The following is a 16,315-nucleotide window of genomic DNA, read 5'->3' on the forward strand; positions in this document are numbered from 1 at the left end:
GAGACCAAGCATGCCCGTCTATCCGCAGGGATCGCTCAATACCGCGGCACTCGGGTCGGACGACATCTACGTCGTCATCGTCCCGCCGCAGAATCTCGTCATCCAGGGGATCGCCACCAACGTCGGCGGGATCGTGGGCACCGGCGCCTGGGGCCCGGTCGACACGCCCGTCGTCCTCGGGACGCCGGCCGACGTCAAGGGGTGGTTCGGGCCTATCGCCCTCACGCCCCACGACCTCGTGACCGACGCGATCCTCGCCATGCGCCAGGGGGCAAACAACCTGCGCGCGGTGCGGGTCACCGATGGCACGGATACCGCTGCCTCGGCCAACCTGGCCGACACCGGGTCCGGGGTATTCGCCCATGTGACCGCCCGCTACACCGGCGCCGTGGGCAATGCGATCACCTTCAAGATCGACCCTGGCTCGAACTCGACCCCGACGAAGCCGACCTGGAAGGCCACGATCAACCGCCCCGGGTACGCCTCCGAGGTCTTCGATCGGATTCCCGGCGGTGCGTCCTTCGGGCCATACCTGGTGTCGGCGATCAACAACGGGCAGAGCGGCCTGCGTGGGCCCTCCGAGCTCGTGCGACTCGCGCTGACCGCCGAAGCCTCCCACGAGGCTCCGAGTCAGAACCTCGTCACGCTGGTCGGCGGCTCGAACGGTGACGGGGCTGTCACCTCGGCGATCCAGCTCGGCGCCGACGGCTTCGTTCGGACGGGAATGTACGCTCTGCGCGGGACCGGCGTCCAGCACTTCATCCTGGCCGGCAACACCGACACGGCGACCTGGTCATCGATGATCGCCTTCGCTGTCAGCGAGGGGTGCCACGCCATCGGCGCGTTCCCAACCGCTACCTCGAGCCAGGAGGCCGTTGCGACCAAGACCTCGCTCGGCATCGACGACTGGCACTTCACCCCGGTCAAGGACTTCGTCAGCTTCTTCGACAGCGAGAACAACCTGGTTCGCAGTGTGACCCCGCTGGGCACGGTGCTCGGGATCCTGTGTAACCAATCGCCCGAGCAGAGCCCAGGCAACAAGCCGCTACAGGGCCTTTTGGGAACCGAGAGGACCATCGCCGGGGTGCCCTACAGCAAGGCCGAGTCCGACCTCCTGACCAACGCGGGCATCAACTACGTCACCAACCCCATCCCGAGGGGCGCGTTCTTCGGCATGAGGCACGGTCTCAACTCGAGCACGGATCCTGCGGTCAACGGGATCAACTACACGCGGATGACGAACTTCCTCGCCTACTCGCTCGCCTCGAGGCTGGGGGCCTTCGTCGAGGAGCTGCAGAGCACGCATCCCGACGATCCGACCCGGCGCAAGGCCGAGAACGCCATCACGAACTTCCTCGAGAAGCTCAGGACCCCGGCCTCGCCGGATGGCATCGGGATGATCGATTCCTACGACGTGAGGATGGACCTCTCGAATAACTCGCCGCAATCGATCGGTCAGGGCTATCTCATCGGCTACGGGAAGGTCGCCTACCTCTCGATCGTGCGATGGTTCCTGTTCTACCTGGAAGGCGGCCAGACGGTCGTCGTCCCCAGCGCTTCGCAGCCATAGGAGGACCTCATGTACGGCTTCGGGCTTGGCAAAGAGGTCACCATGGACCTCGAACTCGACACGATCGGCAGCCTCTCGACGGTGGGGCTCATCAAGAACTTCTCGGTGCGCCAGCGGACGAATCTCAAGATGGTGAAGCCGGTCAACAACGGCGGCGTTCCGCAGGCGCGCACGTCCGAGGAGGGGTGGGACCTCGAGTTCACGGTCACCCGCCAGAACGGGGTCCTGGACAAGCTGGCCCAGCTCTTGCAGGACAGCTTCTACGCGGGCAAGACCCAGATCTACGCGACGTTCACCGAGACGATCAGAAACCAGGACGGCACCATCGACCAGTTCAAGTACCCGCACAGCGTGGTCTGGGTGCCCAACCACCTCTCGAACGTCCAGCAGGACGAGGAAATTGACCAGTCCCTCAACGGCTATTGTCCCAAGCGGACGCAGGTGAAGTAGGATGCGAGCACAGCAGATCAAGGTCCCCGTCGAGCCCCCGGCCGCCCCGACGTCGACGGATACGGGAACGGCACCCACCATCGGCGGTCCCCGCGAGTTCACGCTCGCCGATGGCCGCACTATTCTCATGTCCAAGCCCCGGGGTGCTTATAGCCTACGGATCTTCGAGTGGCTGGGGCCGCAGAACAGCGCCAACGAGATGCTCATTATCCACTACCGCGCGATCCTTCACGTCAGACGGATCGACAGCCAGGAGGAAGCGACACCCCAGACCAAGCTCCAGCTCGAGGCCCTGGCCCAGAAGCTCGGCGACGAGGCCCTGGACGAGGTGGCCTCTGCCTACCTCGAGTACTTCGTAGCGGGGTCGCCGGGACTCCGCCCTTTGTAGAAAACCCGGTCCGCCGGCAGATCCTGTCCCTGGTCAAGCAGGGCGTCCCGTGGGACGTGGCCTGCGAGATGGACGATGACGAGCGGACCGCATGCCTCATTATCTGCGGAGAGCTCGATGGCGAACGCTGGGACTGGGTAGGAATGCGGTGGGTCCGTGGCAAGGTCTGATGATGGCAGGCAGAACCGGGCATGCTACCTTTGAACTGGGAAACCTCGTCTTCGGAGATCGGTTGATGGAGCTGTTTGAGAAGGGACAAGACCAGGCATTTCTGGACTGGCTTGATGCCAATCCCGGTGGATACGTCCTCAGTATTGAGGCCCGGCTTACCCCTCGGGCCTACAACCGCCTTCACCTGGCAACGTGCAAGAGCCTTCGCGTTCGCACCTTCAACGGTCCATCTCTGACCAACCAGTATGTCAAAGCCTGCAGCTCCCTGCCGCCGGAACTGGAGGCCTGGATGAAACGAACCACGGGACAAGTGCCAAGGCGGTGCGGGTCGTGCCACCCGTAGGGTCCGAGGACCGCTAGTCACGCTGCTTCTAGGCCCCTTCCCTCGATATCGCAAGCATCACGGCTCCCAGCCCAGCCCGAATTGGTTGATGAGCGCTGCTCGTTCGGCTGCGAGATCGGCCAGGAATCGGCTCAGTTCCTTCCTTTTGACGACAAAGAAGAAGCCGATGCCATGCCCCGAGTAGGCATCTGCATCCTTGAAGTTGTAGGTGTCGCCGTGGAAGGCCACGGTGAAGTAATCGTCGTCGGGGTCCGTCTCCCGCTGAGCACGGTCCCGCGGACCGTCGAGTTCCGTGACCCCGGTCTTCGAGACCTTCAAAAAGGGGAACCACATATCCGGGTAGAACGACCACGCCAGGTCGGGATCGATGGGCTCAAACCAGCTGGGGGTATCAGTCGCCAGGACTTGCTCAAGGGCCTGCAAGGGCCTGTCTCCTGCGTATTCTGTGAAGAAGACCCCCCCGCGATGGCGGCTGTTCCAGTAGTCGTTGATCCGCTTCAGGATGGCGTCGTTCACGATCGGCTCGCCGCTCCAGAGAAATTCGAAGTCGTACCGAACTCCCTCAACGGGTAGCCAACTGAGCGTCACCCGGATCTCGTATTGTTCATCAATCAAACTGACCATCGGCAGCGTTCCGCCTTGCTCTACAGTCGCGCCAGGGCCCAACCAGGTTACTTCTTCCCTATGGCAAATGGGTTGGCCTGATTGGCTCATTTGCCTACGATCGGCGGGCGGCATGCTCTTCTGCCAACCGCTCCCATGTGAGGGGGGGCAACAAGCTATGGATTTTCGCAGCTTTGGTGCCCTCGCCGGCAATCTTGACGGCGTTCGGCGACGTCTAGCCGGGGCGACCTCCGCAGAACTTGAGGCGCAGGGTGCGGCCATCGAGGCTACGGCCAAGAGCAAGTTCGGTACCTACCAGGCTGGCTGGTCCCCACTCGCCGATTCCACCAAGGCCGATCGCAGCCAGCAGGGCTTCACCCCGAATGATCCCCTTTTCCGATCGGGCGGACTTCGGGATGCCGTGCATCATCGGGTCGAGGGCGATTCCGTCTTCGTTGGGATCGAGCCGGGCCAGACCCTGTACGGTCCGGACGGCAAAGGGGTCGACGCGGCACTGGTTATGGCGGTGCAGGAGTACGGCGACAGCCAGGGGCGCGTGCCGCCCCGGCCGGTGTTTGGGACCGTGGTGATCGAGGATTTCGACCGCCACGTCGAGGCCTTCGTGCTCGGGGTGCTAACGCGATCGGAGTTGTGAGATGGCAGCGGGTGGGCAAGGCATTCGGCGGATCGGCATCGAGTTCACCGCCAAGGGGAACCTGCCCAAGGTCCTCACCGACCTCTGCCAGAAGCTCCGCGAGGCCGATCGTCTCACGGCCCGGTGGAAGGCCTCGCTGGCCCAGTTCGAGGCGGCCTCGCTGCGCAATACTTCGCGCATCGCGGCGAACATCGGGCGGGTCAACCAGGCCCTACAGACCGGCGCTCGCATCCGCTCGGCCGAGCTGGCCGGAGAACGCCAGCGACTCACCCTCGTCAACCGGCTGGCCGGCGAAGAACGGAGGAACGCCGTCGCTGCCCAGCTGCAGGCCCACCGTCAGGAAATCCATGCCGAGCGCCTGAACCGGGAGCGGCTGCGCACCCTCCACCTCGAAGAGCGGATCCACCGGCAGTTGCGGCATCAGACGGCGGATCAGGAGCGCATCCTGCATCTGGCCCGTCAGACCATGGGCTCTCTGCCGGTGACGGGCACGCTCATCGCGGGTGGACTGAGCCTGGCCCGTGGCGGTCTGGCCCCGGCCCGGGCCCTCGCGGGCCTCGGGCACGACGAGGCCGTACGCCACTATCTGCACGAGCGGACCAGTCTCGAGCAGATGAACCTCGGTGCCGCGGGCAACCGCCAGGCGCTCACCGCCGCGGAACGGGTCCGGCAGGACGTTCGCGGTCTGAACATGGCGGACGCGATCGACGTCATCAAGGACCTGGTGAACATCACGGGCTCGGTGCACGATGCGACCCAGGGACCGCTCGCCGAGAAGCTGGCCCGGTTCCGCGTCTCGAACCGCGTGGCGTACGGCCTCACGGTCGACGAGGGCTACTCGGCCATCAAGGCGGCCGAGATGCTGACGTCTCAGCGCCCGGGCATGAGCCACGCTGAGCGAGAAGACGCCGTCGCCAGCCGACTGGAGCTCATCAACAAGGTCATGGGCGGCTCGGGTGGCAAGATCCGACCCGGCGAGATCCTGCAGTTTGCCAAGACGTCCCAGGCCTCCAAGTTCAGCCTCTCCGAGCAGGGCCTCTACCACCTGGCCCCCATTCTCCAGGAAATGGGGGGCATGCGCACCGGGACCTCGCTGGTCTCGCTGATGCAGAACCTGGCCAACGGCCGGGTAACCCATGCCTCGGCCCAGAACCTGCTCGCCATGGGCCTACTCGATCCCCGCAAGGTCGAGTACGACAAGGTCGGTCGGGCCAAGCGCGTCCTACCCGGAGCCACGGTCGACAGCAATCTCCTGCGCGAGGATCCCGTGACCTGGGTCGAGAAGCATCTGATGCCCAGGCTAAAGGGCAAGACGCAGGCGCAGCAAGACCAGACCATCAACAGCATCCTTTCGAACCGGACTGCCGCCGGTCTCGTGGCCACCATCGTCGCCCAGTTCGCTCGCATCCAGAAGGACTCCAAGCTTTACCAGGGAGCCCGAAGCATCGAGGAGGGCGACCTGGCGCAGAACGACAATTACCTCCGGGCCGAACACGACTACCAGAAGGCGCTCGAAACCTTGCGCCAGAAGATGTCGGTCCTGATCCTGCCCTCGCTGACACGGAGCATCAACACCCTGACCGGGCTGATCGAGGGCCTCAACCGGACGCTCGAGAACCACCCCCTGCTGAGCAAGATCGGAATCGGGGGCATCCTGGGCGGGGGGGCCCTGCTGTCCGTGGCCGGCACCATCGCCGCGATCATCGGTAGCCTGAGAGCTATCGGGGCCCTCGGGGGAGCCGCTCGCGTGCTGGGCCTGGTGGCGGCCGAACTGGCCGTCATCAACGGAGGTGGCGGACTGGCGGCACGAGGCGCAGCCGCCGGGGCAGGTGCTGCCGGAGCGGGGGCCGCGGGAGCCGCCGGGGCCGCGGGAGCGGCAGCCGGTTCACGCCTCGCGGCCCTGCGCGGAGCGATCGGCCGAGGCGTGGCCTCCGTCGGGGGGCACCTCGGGGCGCTGCGTGGCGCTGCGGGAACGGGGCTCGCGGCGCTCGGTGCGGCGGGGGCCGGGTCGGTCGCCGCCGCCGGTGCCGGGCCGGTGATCATCACCATCGGCTCCGGAGCGTTGATCGGCATGGCCGCCGGCACCGCCATCCAGCATCAGCTGGAGCGCACCGGGGCGGCGGATGGCATGCAACGCGGCCTGGCGGGACTCTTTCCCAAGGGAGCCACCTTCACCCCCGAGCAACAGCGACGCCTCGAGGAACTAATCCTGCGCAACCGGCTGGAGCGAACCAGCCACCGGCTGGGTTCGGGCAACCTGACCCTGGTCGTCAATGGTCCCATCCACACCACCGCCAGCGACACCCAGGGCCTGGTCCGGGATCTGACCCGGGCCGCGGCGCGTAGCGGCAGCGTGCCGCGCAATGGACGGCTCAGCAACTTCGCCTACCCCGAATAGGAGGCCGTCGTGGCCGATACCAACAGCGTCAACTCGTTCGAGACCTTCAAGCTCGGCCCTCTCGAGCTCTCGGGCTTCGAGGTGCCGGAGCTGATCCCCTTGGGCGGCGAGCAGGCCCATGCGGTCAAGGACTTCCCTGGCGGCGATCGCCAGGTGCAGAGCTTCGGCTACCACCGTCGGCCATTGACCTGGTCGGGCATCCTGGTGGGCCCCGAGGCCCTCCAGCGCCATCAGGCTCTGGAAGCTCTCTGCGATGCAGGCCTGAGCGTCCGCTGGTCTTTCGGCAACCAGCTCGCCGACGTCCTCATCACCCGCTACCATCCCGAACTACTCGATCGCTTCGAGGTCCACTACTCGCTCGAGATGATCGTCATCCTCGACCACGCCCGTCCGCCGGTGGCCGAGACGGCCAACGCCAACTCACAGATCCTCGCGGGCCTGCAGCAGGCTGCAGCAGCATTCGAGGTGAAGGTCGGACCCTGGCCCCCCAGTAGTCTCGCGACGCTCTTCGCCCAGTGGGCCGTCGACATGGACTGGCTCTTCCCCTGGACCGACCAGGCCCTCGACTCCCTGAGTTTTCTGACCAGTGCCTGCGAGGCCCTCGAGGCTGGACTCGAGGCCTTCATCCAGCCCCTGGCCAGCGATGCCACGATCGTGGCGGACCTCGAGGCTCTGCTGGCCGCATCCGAAGCGCTCTCGGGCGTGCGCAGCTCCCGGATGGCCATCGCCACGCACCTGCTGGGTGCTGCCGCGCCAGGCATCTGGGCCGCGGGCACGAGCGTCTGGGAGCTCGGCTCCCGGCTCTACGGCGATGCCAGCCGAGGCCTCGACATCCTCACCGGCAATAACCTATGCGACCCGGCCATCACGGCTCCGGTGCAGCTCACGATCCCACCACAGGGTGTCTCCAGACCCTCCGACCCCTCTCGCGCCTTCATCCCGCAGGTCTCCTGATGCGCCAGATCCCCTTTCGAACCCAGGTCACGATCGGCGGCGTGCCTCTCAAGGTCCTGACCTGGGATGCCGAGCGGCACGCCTACTCTGGCTCGGACAGCTGCAGCCTGCAGCTGGCGCTATCGAGCACGCCCGACCTCATGGCGCTCTCGCAGGAGCTCAAGGGTGGCACCCAGAAGCCCCTCGAGCTGCAGATCTTCGGCGGCTACGTGAATCCCGGCGTGTTCGGGCCGCCGCGGCTCGACCTCATCTTCGATGGCATCGTGGATTCCCTCGAAGCCGACTGGAACGACGACACCTACTACCTCGGGGGGAGATCCTGGGCCTACCTACTCCTGACGGCCAAGACGACGACCGTCTACCCCAACACCGTCGCCTCGGAAGTGGCGCGCGCGATCGCTAGCAAGCATGGCCTGGACTTCAGCGACGGTGGGATCCGTTCCCAGGTGAAGGCCGGCAAGGCATATACGGCAGCCCAGGTCCTCGCGGGGCGCAACGTCACCGAGTGGGATCTCCTGACCAGTCTCGCCCAGTTCGAGGGCCGGGAGATCTTCGTGCGAGGTAAGAAGCTTTACTACCTGCCCGAGCAGACCGACGGCGCCCAGCCTCAAGCCGTGTTCTACTGGGGCGGCGTGCCGGCCGGGTCGCTCCCCTGGAAGCCGGGGACGATCACGGCACCCATCGAGAAGCTCCGGGCCACCCACTGGGCGCAGTTCAGCCACGACATCGTGGTGACCTGCACCTCCCTGCACCCCAAGAATGGCCAGATCCTCACGGCCGAGTGGGATGGCGCCCGCAACAAGGCGGCCATACAGGGGGCCCGTCTCGGGGGCTCCGCTCCAAAGCCAGTGGCGAAGTCCCGGCGTGCACCAAGTCGGCAGACCGTACGGCTACAGGCGCCACGTCTCGGTAATCGGGAGCAGTACAAATTCCACTTCGTGGGGCTGAGCAAGAATCAGCTGGACGAGCGGGCCCGGGCCATCTGGATGGACCTGTCGCGCCACGAGTTCGTCTGCACCGTCGGCCTGGCTGGCGACACCCGCTACGACGTGCACGAAAACTACCTGATCCGGGGAACAGGGCGCGTGATCGATCACCAGGTCTACCGCCCCAAGTCCGTACGCCTGGCCTACGGAGCCCATGAGGGCTTCCACACCAGCCTTACGCTCACCAGCCATCACGTCCAGACGACAGGGAGTTTGCTGTGAGTCATTTCCACGAGCTCTGGGATCAAATGCGGCTCGCCGCCCGTCAGCGCGGCCCGCACCCCATCCAGTTCGGCTTCATCGCCGCCTACTCGCCGGACGACCACGCGGCCACGGTCTTCCTGGCCCCCGATACGTCAGCAGCCCATGGTCCCTTCCCTCTGTTGACGCCTTGGGTGGGCAACGGCTGGGGCATCCAGGCTGGCCCCCGGGGTGGCGGCACCGATGCCAGCGGGAACCCCCTCGGCGAGCCTTGTATCGTCCTGTTCCCGGATCCCGAGCTGCAGCTGGGCTTCATCGTGCTCGGGCACTTCAGCGATCGCTTCGAGGCCCCTGGCGCTCCGGCGGGCGAGATCTGGCTCACGCACGCGAAGGGGCAGACCATCAAGCTGACGAACGATGGCCATGCCCAGATCACGGGCTCCCGGGTCGAACTCGGCGGGTCCGGCCTCACGGCAGACGACGCCGTGGTCCGCAGCAAGGAGTTCCAGGCGCTGGTGAAGGCCTTCAACGCGCACGTCCATGCGACGGCCGCGAGCGGACCGCCCGTGCCGCCGACTCCCGTGCCGGGCCAGATCCCGGTCGTGGCTCAGGCCAGCTCCACCGTCTTCGCGAAGTAATGGGCCATGGCCGACCTCTACCTCGACTTCGGGACCGACCTGAACTTCGCCCCCAACGGAGACGTCCAGCTGGCGAGCGGATCCATCCTCACCAATCAGCGGCTGGCCCGCCGGTTCTTCACCAATCCCCAGCAGGTCGACGCCAGCGGGGCGACCCTCGCCAGGGCCGACTACATCTTCCATCCGAACTATGGCACCGGGCTCGGGCGCTACGTGGACAGCCTCGGCAACGCCACCACCCAGCGCCAGATCGAGCTGCTCATGGCCGGTCAGGCGCGCCTCGAGGCGAGCGTCGCGCCGCTGCCCGTGCCGTCGGCGTCATCGGCCTTCAAGGTCACCGGGGAGCTGGATGTCTTTCTGAGGTACGCCACCCGCGACGGCGGCATGGTCCAGACCGGGTTCTCGCTCGCGCCATAGGAGGGCAGGGTGCCGATCGAACTGCGCCAGTACGCCGAGATGATGGACTCGGCGCTATCCGCCGTGGCCACCCGAAGTGGCGTGCCGCTCGCGCTTGAGCCCGGCTCCGTCGTGCGCGCGGTGCTCGAAGCGGCCCTCCTGCAGGACCTCTACCTGCAGGTGTTGCTGTTGCAGGTCCAGGCGGCCGGCCGGGCGAGCACCGCGACCGGGGCGGACCTCGACTCGTATTTCGGTGACTTCGACTTCCCGAGACTCCCGGCGACCTACGACGTCGGCCAGGCGACCTTCTCGCGCTTCACGGCCAATGGCTCTTCCCCCACGGTCCCCGTGGGCGCCACCATCCAGTCGAACGCGGGCCAGATCGCATATGCCGTGCTCGCCGACCCGTCCAATCCGGACTACGACGAGGCGCTCGCAGGCTATCCGCTCCCGCCGGACGGGACCACGGTGACAGCGACGATCCAAGCCGTGGAGCCCGGCTCCCTGAGCAACGTCATCGCCGGCATTTTGACCGTACTCACCTCGGCCATCCCGGGTGTCGACGAGGTCGTAAACCTCCAACCGATCAACAACGCGAGGGACGCGGAGACTGACACCGCCTACCGGGCCAGGTTCGTCCAGTTCCTGAACTCCCTCTCGAAGGCTACGGCCGGCGCGATCGATGCCGCCATCGAAAAGGTCCAGCAGGGGCTCTCCTGGGTCAAGCTGGAGAACCAGACCCCGGACGGAGCGCCTCGTCCCGGTTTCTTCTCGGTGGTGGCCGAGGACGGCTCGGGTGCGCTGCCGACGGTCACCCACGACGCGATCTCGGCCGCAGTGGAGGACGTGCGACCGTTCACCGTGGGCTTCGGGGTATTCGCGCCGTCGATCGTCGAGGTCTCGGTCTCCATGACCGCCCTGCTCGCGAGCAACGCGGACGAGGAGAAGGTTCGATCGAATATCCGGAACGCGATCGCGAGCTACCTCCTCGGACGGGGCATCAGCGGGACGGTCTACTTCAGCCGGGTCGTACAGCTCGCCATCGATGCATCACCGGACGTCATCGCCGTCGAGAACGTCTCGCTGAACGGAGCCCCGGCCGACGTCGTCATCGGCCCCACCCAGATCGCCCGGCCGGGCCAGATCCTCATCGGTTGACGCCCACCACTCAAGGAGTCGAGAGATGCCCTACTACAAGGACACCCTGAACGGGAAGTTCCCGCTGTTCAGCGCCGTCGAGCTGGACGATGCCCGATTCACCGAGATCTCGGAGGCGGAGTGGGACGGGCTCCGGCAGGCCGGCAGCACGGAAGACCACCCCTACAGCCCCTACGTCCAGAACCGGGAAGCGATGGCCGAGGCCACCCGCGACCACCTTCCGCCCGAGGGTATCCGTCTCCCGGATCCGCCAGCGCCCGAACACCCGCTGCCCGAAGGCCCCATCCAGGGCATCATCCATGAGGAGGCTCGATAGGCCATGCCCAACTTCATCTCGTTCGGGGCCGCCATCTACGATCCCAGCCAGTCGGACACCACCCCGTCGAACCTGGCCTCCCTCACACCTGGAGGGGGGGGCTTCACGCCCGGCGGCCGGGATCTGCTCAAGAACATCGCGGGGCACATGATCGCCAACGGCGGCTGGACGCTCGCCGGGGCCGCGGGATCCGACCCCGCGACGTATACCCTCTGGTCGAACGGTCCCTCGGGCGGCGACGTGATCGTCGCCGAGCTCTCGTGGGACACCAACCACCAGAACATCCAGATCCGGATGGCCCCGGGGCTCTCCGGCAACGTGGTCAACGGCTCGGTCAGCCCCTACCAGCTCTGGCCCGTGACCAACGGCGGCTCCGCGACCGTGAACAACCCCTACCAGATCAATGTGCTCTGCTGGGCCGACAAGAACGGGGTCTCGATCGTCACCAAGGACTCGCCCGCCCGCTCGAACTACAAGACCCACTTCGCCTTCGGCATGATCGTCCGGTGGTCGAGCATGGTCCCGACGGCCCAGGGGCAGCAGAACAAGGACTACACGGCCATCTTCTACACGTTGCCCACGCGCACGGTGGGGAATAACAGCGGCATCTCGCTCTCGACGCCAGGCTACGGCATGATGGCAGGGTCCAGCCTTGGCAGCCCGATCTACGCCTCTTACGGGCCATCGGCCAACGGGTACTCGAACGGCACGGTCAACTACAACGACTGGATCGTGCTCAGCGCCATCATGGTCTACCAGAACTATGGCGACGCCTCGCGCAGCTGGGTGCCGAACTTCCTCTCGGACAGCGGTTACGCCGACAGCGACACCACCGGCAACGAGAACAACGCCAACTACCTGACGAACATCCGGCAGCCCAACTACCGCATGCCTACCTACGGCACCGACGGCCTCTTCCACATGCGCCGGACGGTGGTCTGGCAGCTCAAGAACACGACGGATACCGCCCCCATGACCCGTGGCACGCTGCCGGCCACCTTCGTCTTCTGCGGGGTGAACGCCGGCAACGACGGCAACCCGATCGTCGCGGGCACGGAGACCTACACGATCACGAACATCAACCTAGGGTACTGGCCGGGGATGAACCCGAACGGCTTCGCCATCCGCTCCGCGTAGGAGGGCATGTCCGTGCCGTTTCCCCCGACGCTCGGCGCGGACCAGGACAGCTCCAACTCCGCGTTCGTCGCCACCTTCCAGGCCTATCTGGCGGGCGAGTCCCCGGTCGGGGACCTGCCGGTCATCTTCGCCACGTTCGCGGGCGTGCTCGACGAGGCGGACCTCTCGTTGCTGGGAGCACTCGGGCGGAACGCGGCCGGCGAGAACTACGGTGGGTTGGTCGCCCTCTCGGGTGACTTCGGCCCGTCGATGGCCTCGGGCTCGCTCGCAGCGAGGACGGATTTCCCGCCTACGACCACGGGTTCGTTCCAGGCCGGCCTCCTGGGCTATGTTGGGGGCGTCGGCGGAGCGGACACCACGCTGCCCACGCCCCCCATCCCGACCCAGGGTCCCACCGGCCTTCCCACCCAGGGGGCCGCCGGCCGTTCCTATCCGCCTGTTCTGGGGATCGATCCCGGGGCCATGCTCTTCGGGGCCCTCTTCGCGGGTGCCGAGTCGTTCCACGAGGCCAGCTACTTCCTGGGCGTCTTCGCAGGGTTCGTCGGCCAGGCCGAGGGCCAGGTCGGTGCTCCACCCGCCCCGACTCTCGCCACCACGAACAACCCGGCTCCCCGGGCCGGCACCAACGACTCGATCTCGACGTTCCAGGCCTATCTGGTCGCGACGCCCGAGTCCTACCAGTACCCGCTGCGCCAGCTCGGAGCCTTCGACGTCGTCGACCCCGTCGCCGGGCCGATAGCGACGAACCAGAACAACGACCCCGCAGGCTCGCAGGCTCAGATCGACGGCGAGTTCACCGTGTTCGTCGGAGAGATTCAGCCGCCTTTCACGACGAGCCGCCTGCCACGGCTCGCCTTCGGGCCGTTCCTCAACCTGTCGGGGCTCACCTACCAGATCGAGCTCGCGGCCTTCGCGAAGTTCGGCCTCTCCCAGATCAAGTACCGGATCTTCGCGAACGATCAGTCCGCGCCGCCGTTCAACGTCATCGGTCTCACGGGCCTCAACACCTACGTCACGAACCTCGTTGCGACGCTGGGGCACGCCTCGGCCGATCTCCATGCCGACGGGATCCTGACGGACGCGTTCGGAAACGTGGCCACGGTGTCCGTGGTCCTGAACGGCATTCCCGACACGTCGTCCCCCACGGCGCCCCCGTTCCTGTACATCGCTCAGCTCCCCGAGGGCACCTGGATCTTCGTCTGGGGCGCCTCGAGCGACAACTTCGCGATCGACCACTACCAGATCGACCAGGTGGACGAGCTTGGCAATCCCGTCGGGGTACTGGCCGAGGTCCGACAGAACTACTTCACGTTCGATGGAGGCAGCATCGCAGGCAACCGCTATCGAGTCCTCGCTTTCGATCCGGCGCTCAACGTCTCGGCGAGCAGTCCGATCGCCACGGCGATCGCCTCGGCTGCGGCCGAGCCACGTATCACCGCGGTCCAGGCCCGTCAGGTCCCCGGCACCGGGACCATCCAGGTTTCCTGGGTGGTCGATCCCGCGGGTACGGCGTGTACCGCGATCGTCGTCGATGGGCGTGACCGGCCGATGAGCAACGCGGTCGTCTCGACCACCGGCCAAGCGAGCCTGACGCTGTCCGGAGCGGTCGGATCAGGGGTCTACCGCGTCAGGGTGGGGACGGCATGAGCAGCACGTACTCTCCGAATTTCCTGTTCGAGCCCCCGCCGGCGCCGAGCTCCGACGGAAGCATCCCCTTCGGACCGGACGACTTCGCGAGCAGGATCATCCAGCTGCTGCCGCAGGCCTGGTTCAACGACGCGGCGAAGGCCCCCGGGGGGAACCTCTGGGCGATCGTCTCGGGGTTCGCCACGTCGGACGCCGACATCTACACGCGCATCGGAGCGCTCGGCCGCAGCCTCAGGCTCAACTCGGCCGAGACGCTCGAGGACCTGGCCGTCATCGCCAAGGATTTCTTTGGTGCCTCGCTGCCGCCGCTCGACGGCGAAAGTCCGGATGCCTACCGCAACCGAATCGGGCTCAGGCTCTTCCTCCCCGGTGGGACGCGCGATGCCCTCCGCGTCGCTCTCACCCGGCTGCTCGGTCAGGCACCCGTCATCGTCGAGCCTTGGAATCCTGGCGACTGCGGAGCGTGGGACGGCCCGCTCGGGTGGGACGGTCCCGGCCTTTGGGGCGACCTCGACCTCCCATGGCAGGGCTTCGTCCAGACCAAGCGCCCCTCTTCGTCCATCGCTGCCGATGGACCCGTGATCGGTGCGTGGGACGGTCTTGCCGGCTGGGATCAGTCGTTCCTCGGCTTCAACGACGCCTTGCGCTCCCAGATCACGCCCGACTCGGTCGTCTACGACGCCATCAACGCCGTGAAGCCGGAGGGCGTCACCGTCTGGGTCCAGCTCAGCTGACGAGGAGTCCTCATGAACCGAAGAATCGTCTATACCGCCCAGATTCCCCTCTCGACCGACTTCTTGCAAGCGCAGAAGGACGCCCTGCAGGCGATCGGTCAGTTGGCCCAAGACGTGCTGACCAGCAGTGGCTCGCCCGCTCTGCTGGTGGGTCTGGCATGCACGCCGACGAATCCGGCCAGCATGACGGTCGATCTCGGGCCCGGATCCGTCTACCAGCGAGGGGCGATGGATGGTACGGCCTTCGGCTCGCTCCTGGCTGACGCCACGTCCGTGATGCAGCAAGGATTCTCGACCACGAGCCGGAACCTCGGGGGCTTCGTGGCGCCGACCATCCAGGGCCAGACCATCGATTATCTGGTCCAGGCCCAGTTCCAGCAGGTCGACGCTCGCCCCCTGGTGTTGCCGTACTACAACTCGGCGAATCCTCAGGTGCCACTCGTGGGGCCGGGGGGCAATGGCGCCTCCCAGTCGACCGACCGCACCGGCATCCTCGCCGTCCAGGTCGTGGCAGGTGCCGCCGCGGCCACGGGGACCCAGAACACGCCGCCCGTAACCTCCGGATGGCTCCCCGCCTACGTCGTCTCGGTCTCGTACGGCCAGACCAGCATCGGCGCGCCGAACATCACGGTCCACCCCCTGGCGCCATTCCTGGCCAGCTTGACGAGCCAGCATCACCTCGGTCTGCCAGGCTCCGCGCCCCAGATCGACCTGTCAAGCGAAGTACGGGGTAAGCTCCCCGGCTCGGCGATCGCCACCGACGACAATGGGATCGCAACCGGAGTGAACGCCGAGAAGGTCGATGGATACACTGCGTCAGATCTGCTCTACAACGGATCGTTCGGCCAACCCCTGGCATCTGGGGGCGGCCTCACCCGTTCGGCCAACGGTTCACTACAGGCCGACTGGGACGATGGCACGCGTCAGACCAGCAAGATCCCGCGCGGGAATCACACCCATGCGAACGATGCCACCGGTGGTCTGAGCGGCGCCCCCTTCGCGAAGCTCGGCTCCGCATCCGGAGCGACGTCGGCCAACTCGACAGTGGTGCATGCCAATAGCGCGGACAGCGCCACCACCGCCGGCAGTGCCGGATCCGCGACGAGCGCCGGCAGCGCCACCTATGCACAGGCCCTCAAGCAATCCGGCCAGGGCATCCTCGGCATCGTTCAGAGCGGCGGCAAGGTCTATCTTTGGGGCAACACGGACTCCAACCAGAGCAGCGGGAACGCAGGGACGGTCCGGGTCTCCAACGCCGACTACGCAGACAGTTCGGGCTCGACCGGCACCGCCGATGCCCTGGCCAATATGATGGATGGCGAAGGGGGAATCGGCCTCACCGAAACCAAGTTCAAGGCCTCGGGCTACTACTACAGCAACCTGAACTTCGTGGCCGTGAACGTGCCTTCGGGCCGGAGCTACGTCGGGGCGATCGCCTACCAGGACACCTACGACGGCGATCCCGGCGACACCGGGCACCGCCCGGGCATCTCCTTCGGGGGCAACAAGGTGACGACCGACTCGAACGGCAACTTCGGCGGACGGGTCGTGTACTTCTGGGGGGAATGAG

Annotated in this window: 16 protein-coding genes; 15 read left to right on the forward strand and 1 reads right to left on the reverse strand. The window is 66.4% G+C overall.

Features of this window, described 5'->3' with window-relative positions:
• Positions 1–10: 10 nt before the first annotated feature.
• The 3 genes from J7643_03705 to J7643_03715 are packed head-to-tail and all read left to right on the forward strand — an operon-like array spanning position 11 to position 2,408.
• A complete protein-coding gene (locus tag J7643_03705; GenBank protein MBO9539679.1) occupies positions 11–1,570 on the forward strand; it encodes a phage tail protein in 1,560 nt (519 codons plus the stop codon).
• 9 nt (positions 1,571–1,579) lie between these two features.
• On the forward strand, positions 1,580–2,020 hold the full coding sequence (locus J7643_03710; protein ID MBO9539680.1) for a hypothetical protein: 441 nt from the start codon (positions 1,580–1,582) through the stop codon (positions 2,018–2,020).
• Between the two features lies 1 nt (position 2,021).
• Entirely contained in the window at positions 2,022–2,408 is a 387-nt protein-coding gene (locus tag J7643_03715) for a hypothetical protein (protein MBO9539681.1), read from the forward strand.
• Between the two features lie 571 nt (positions 2,409–2,979).
• On the opposite strand, the gene J7643_03720 is transcribed toward J7643_03715, so the two are convergent.
• The gene (locus J7643_03720; GenBank protein MBO9539682.1) at positions 2,980–3,546 is read right to left on the reverse strand and encodes a hypothetical protein; all 567 of its coding nucleotides are present in this window, start codon (positions 3,544–3,546) and stop codon (positions 2,980–2,982) included.
• 157 nt (positions 3,547–3,703) lie between these two features.
• Here J7643_03720 and J7643_03725 point away from each other — a divergent pair, with 157 nt between their 5' ends.
• From J7643_03725 to J7643_03780, 12 genes are read left to right on the forward strand one after another with little or no spacing between them, the layout of a single operon-like run.
• Entirely contained in the window at positions 3,704–4,180 is a 477-nt protein-coding gene (locus J7643_03725; GenBank protein ID MBO9539683.1) for a hypothetical protein, read from the forward strand.
• 1 nt (position 4,181) lies between these two features.
• Entirely contained in the window at positions 4,182–6,578 is a 2,397-nt protein-coding gene (locus J7643_03730) for a hypothetical protein (protein ID MBO9539684.1), read from the forward strand.
• A gap of 9 nt (positions 6,579–6,587) precedes the next feature.
• A complete protein-coding gene (locus J7643_03735) occupies positions 6,588–7,532 on the forward strand; it encodes a hypothetical protein (protein MBO9539685.1) in 945 nt (314 codons plus the stop codon).
• On the forward strand, positions 7,532–8,740 hold the full coding sequence (locus J7643_03740) for a hypothetical protein (GenBank protein MBO9539686.1): 1,209 nt from the start codon (positions 7,532–7,534) through the stop codon (positions 8,738–8,740). The genes J7643_03735 and J7643_03740 overlap by 1 nt, the downstream gene beginning before the upstream one ends.
• Positions 8,737–9,357 (forward strand): hypothetical protein, encoded by a 621-nt coding sequence (locus J7643_03745; protein ID MBO9539687.1) that lies wholly within the window; start codon positions 8,737–8,739, stop codon positions 9,355–9,357. Before J7643_03740 ends, J7643_03745 begins: the two co-directional genes overlap by 4 nt.
• 6 nt (positions 9,358–9,363) lie before the next feature.
• Positions 9,364–9,774, forward strand: a complete 411-nt coding sequence (locus J7643_03750; GenBank protein ID MBO9539688.1) for a phage tail protein — start codon at positions 9,364–9,366, stop codon at positions 9,772–9,774.
• 9 nt (positions 9,775–9,783) lie between these two features.
• Positions 9,784–10,911, forward strand: coding sequence for a baseplate J/gp47 family protein (locus tag J7643_03755; protein MBO9539689.1), 1,128 nt, complete (start codon positions 9,784–9,786; stop codon positions 10,909–10,911).
• A 25-nt stretch (positions 10,912–10,936) separates the two neighbouring features.
• On the forward strand, positions 10,937–11,227 hold the full coding sequence (locus tag J7643_03760) for a hypothetical protein (protein MBO9539690.1): 291 nt from the start codon (positions 10,937–10,939) through the stop codon (positions 11,225–11,227).
• A gap of 3 nt (positions 11,228–11,230) precedes the next feature.
• Positions 11,231–12,364, forward strand: coding sequence for a hypothetical protein (locus J7643_03765; protein MBO9539691.1), 1,134 nt, complete (start codon positions 11,231–11,233; stop codon positions 12,362–12,364).
• 12 nt (positions 12,365–12,376) lie between these two features.
• A complete protein-coding gene (locus J7643_03770; protein ID MBO9539692.1) occupies positions 12,377–14,011 on the forward strand; it encodes a hypothetical protein in 1,635 nt (544 codons plus the stop codon).
• Positions 14,008–14,745 (forward strand): hypothetical protein, encoded by a 738-nt coding sequence (locus J7643_03775; GenBank protein ID MBO9539693.1) that lies wholly within the window; start codon positions 14,008–14,010, stop codon positions 14,743–14,745. The genes J7643_03770 and J7643_03775 overlap by 4 nt, the downstream gene beginning before the upstream one ends.
• A 12-nt stretch (positions 14,746–14,757) precedes the next feature.
• Positions 14,758–16,314: a hypothetical protein gene (locus J7643_03780; protein ID MBO9539694.1), complete on the forward strand. Its 1,557-nt coding sequence runs from the start codon at positions 14,758–14,760 to the stop codon at positions 16,312–16,314.
• The last annotated feature ends 1 nt before the right edge of the window (position 16,315 follow it).

This window comes from bacterium (assembly GCA_017744355.1).
Classification (GTDB): Bacteria; Cyanobacteriota; Sericytochromatia; order S15B-MN24; family UBA4093; genus JAGIBK01.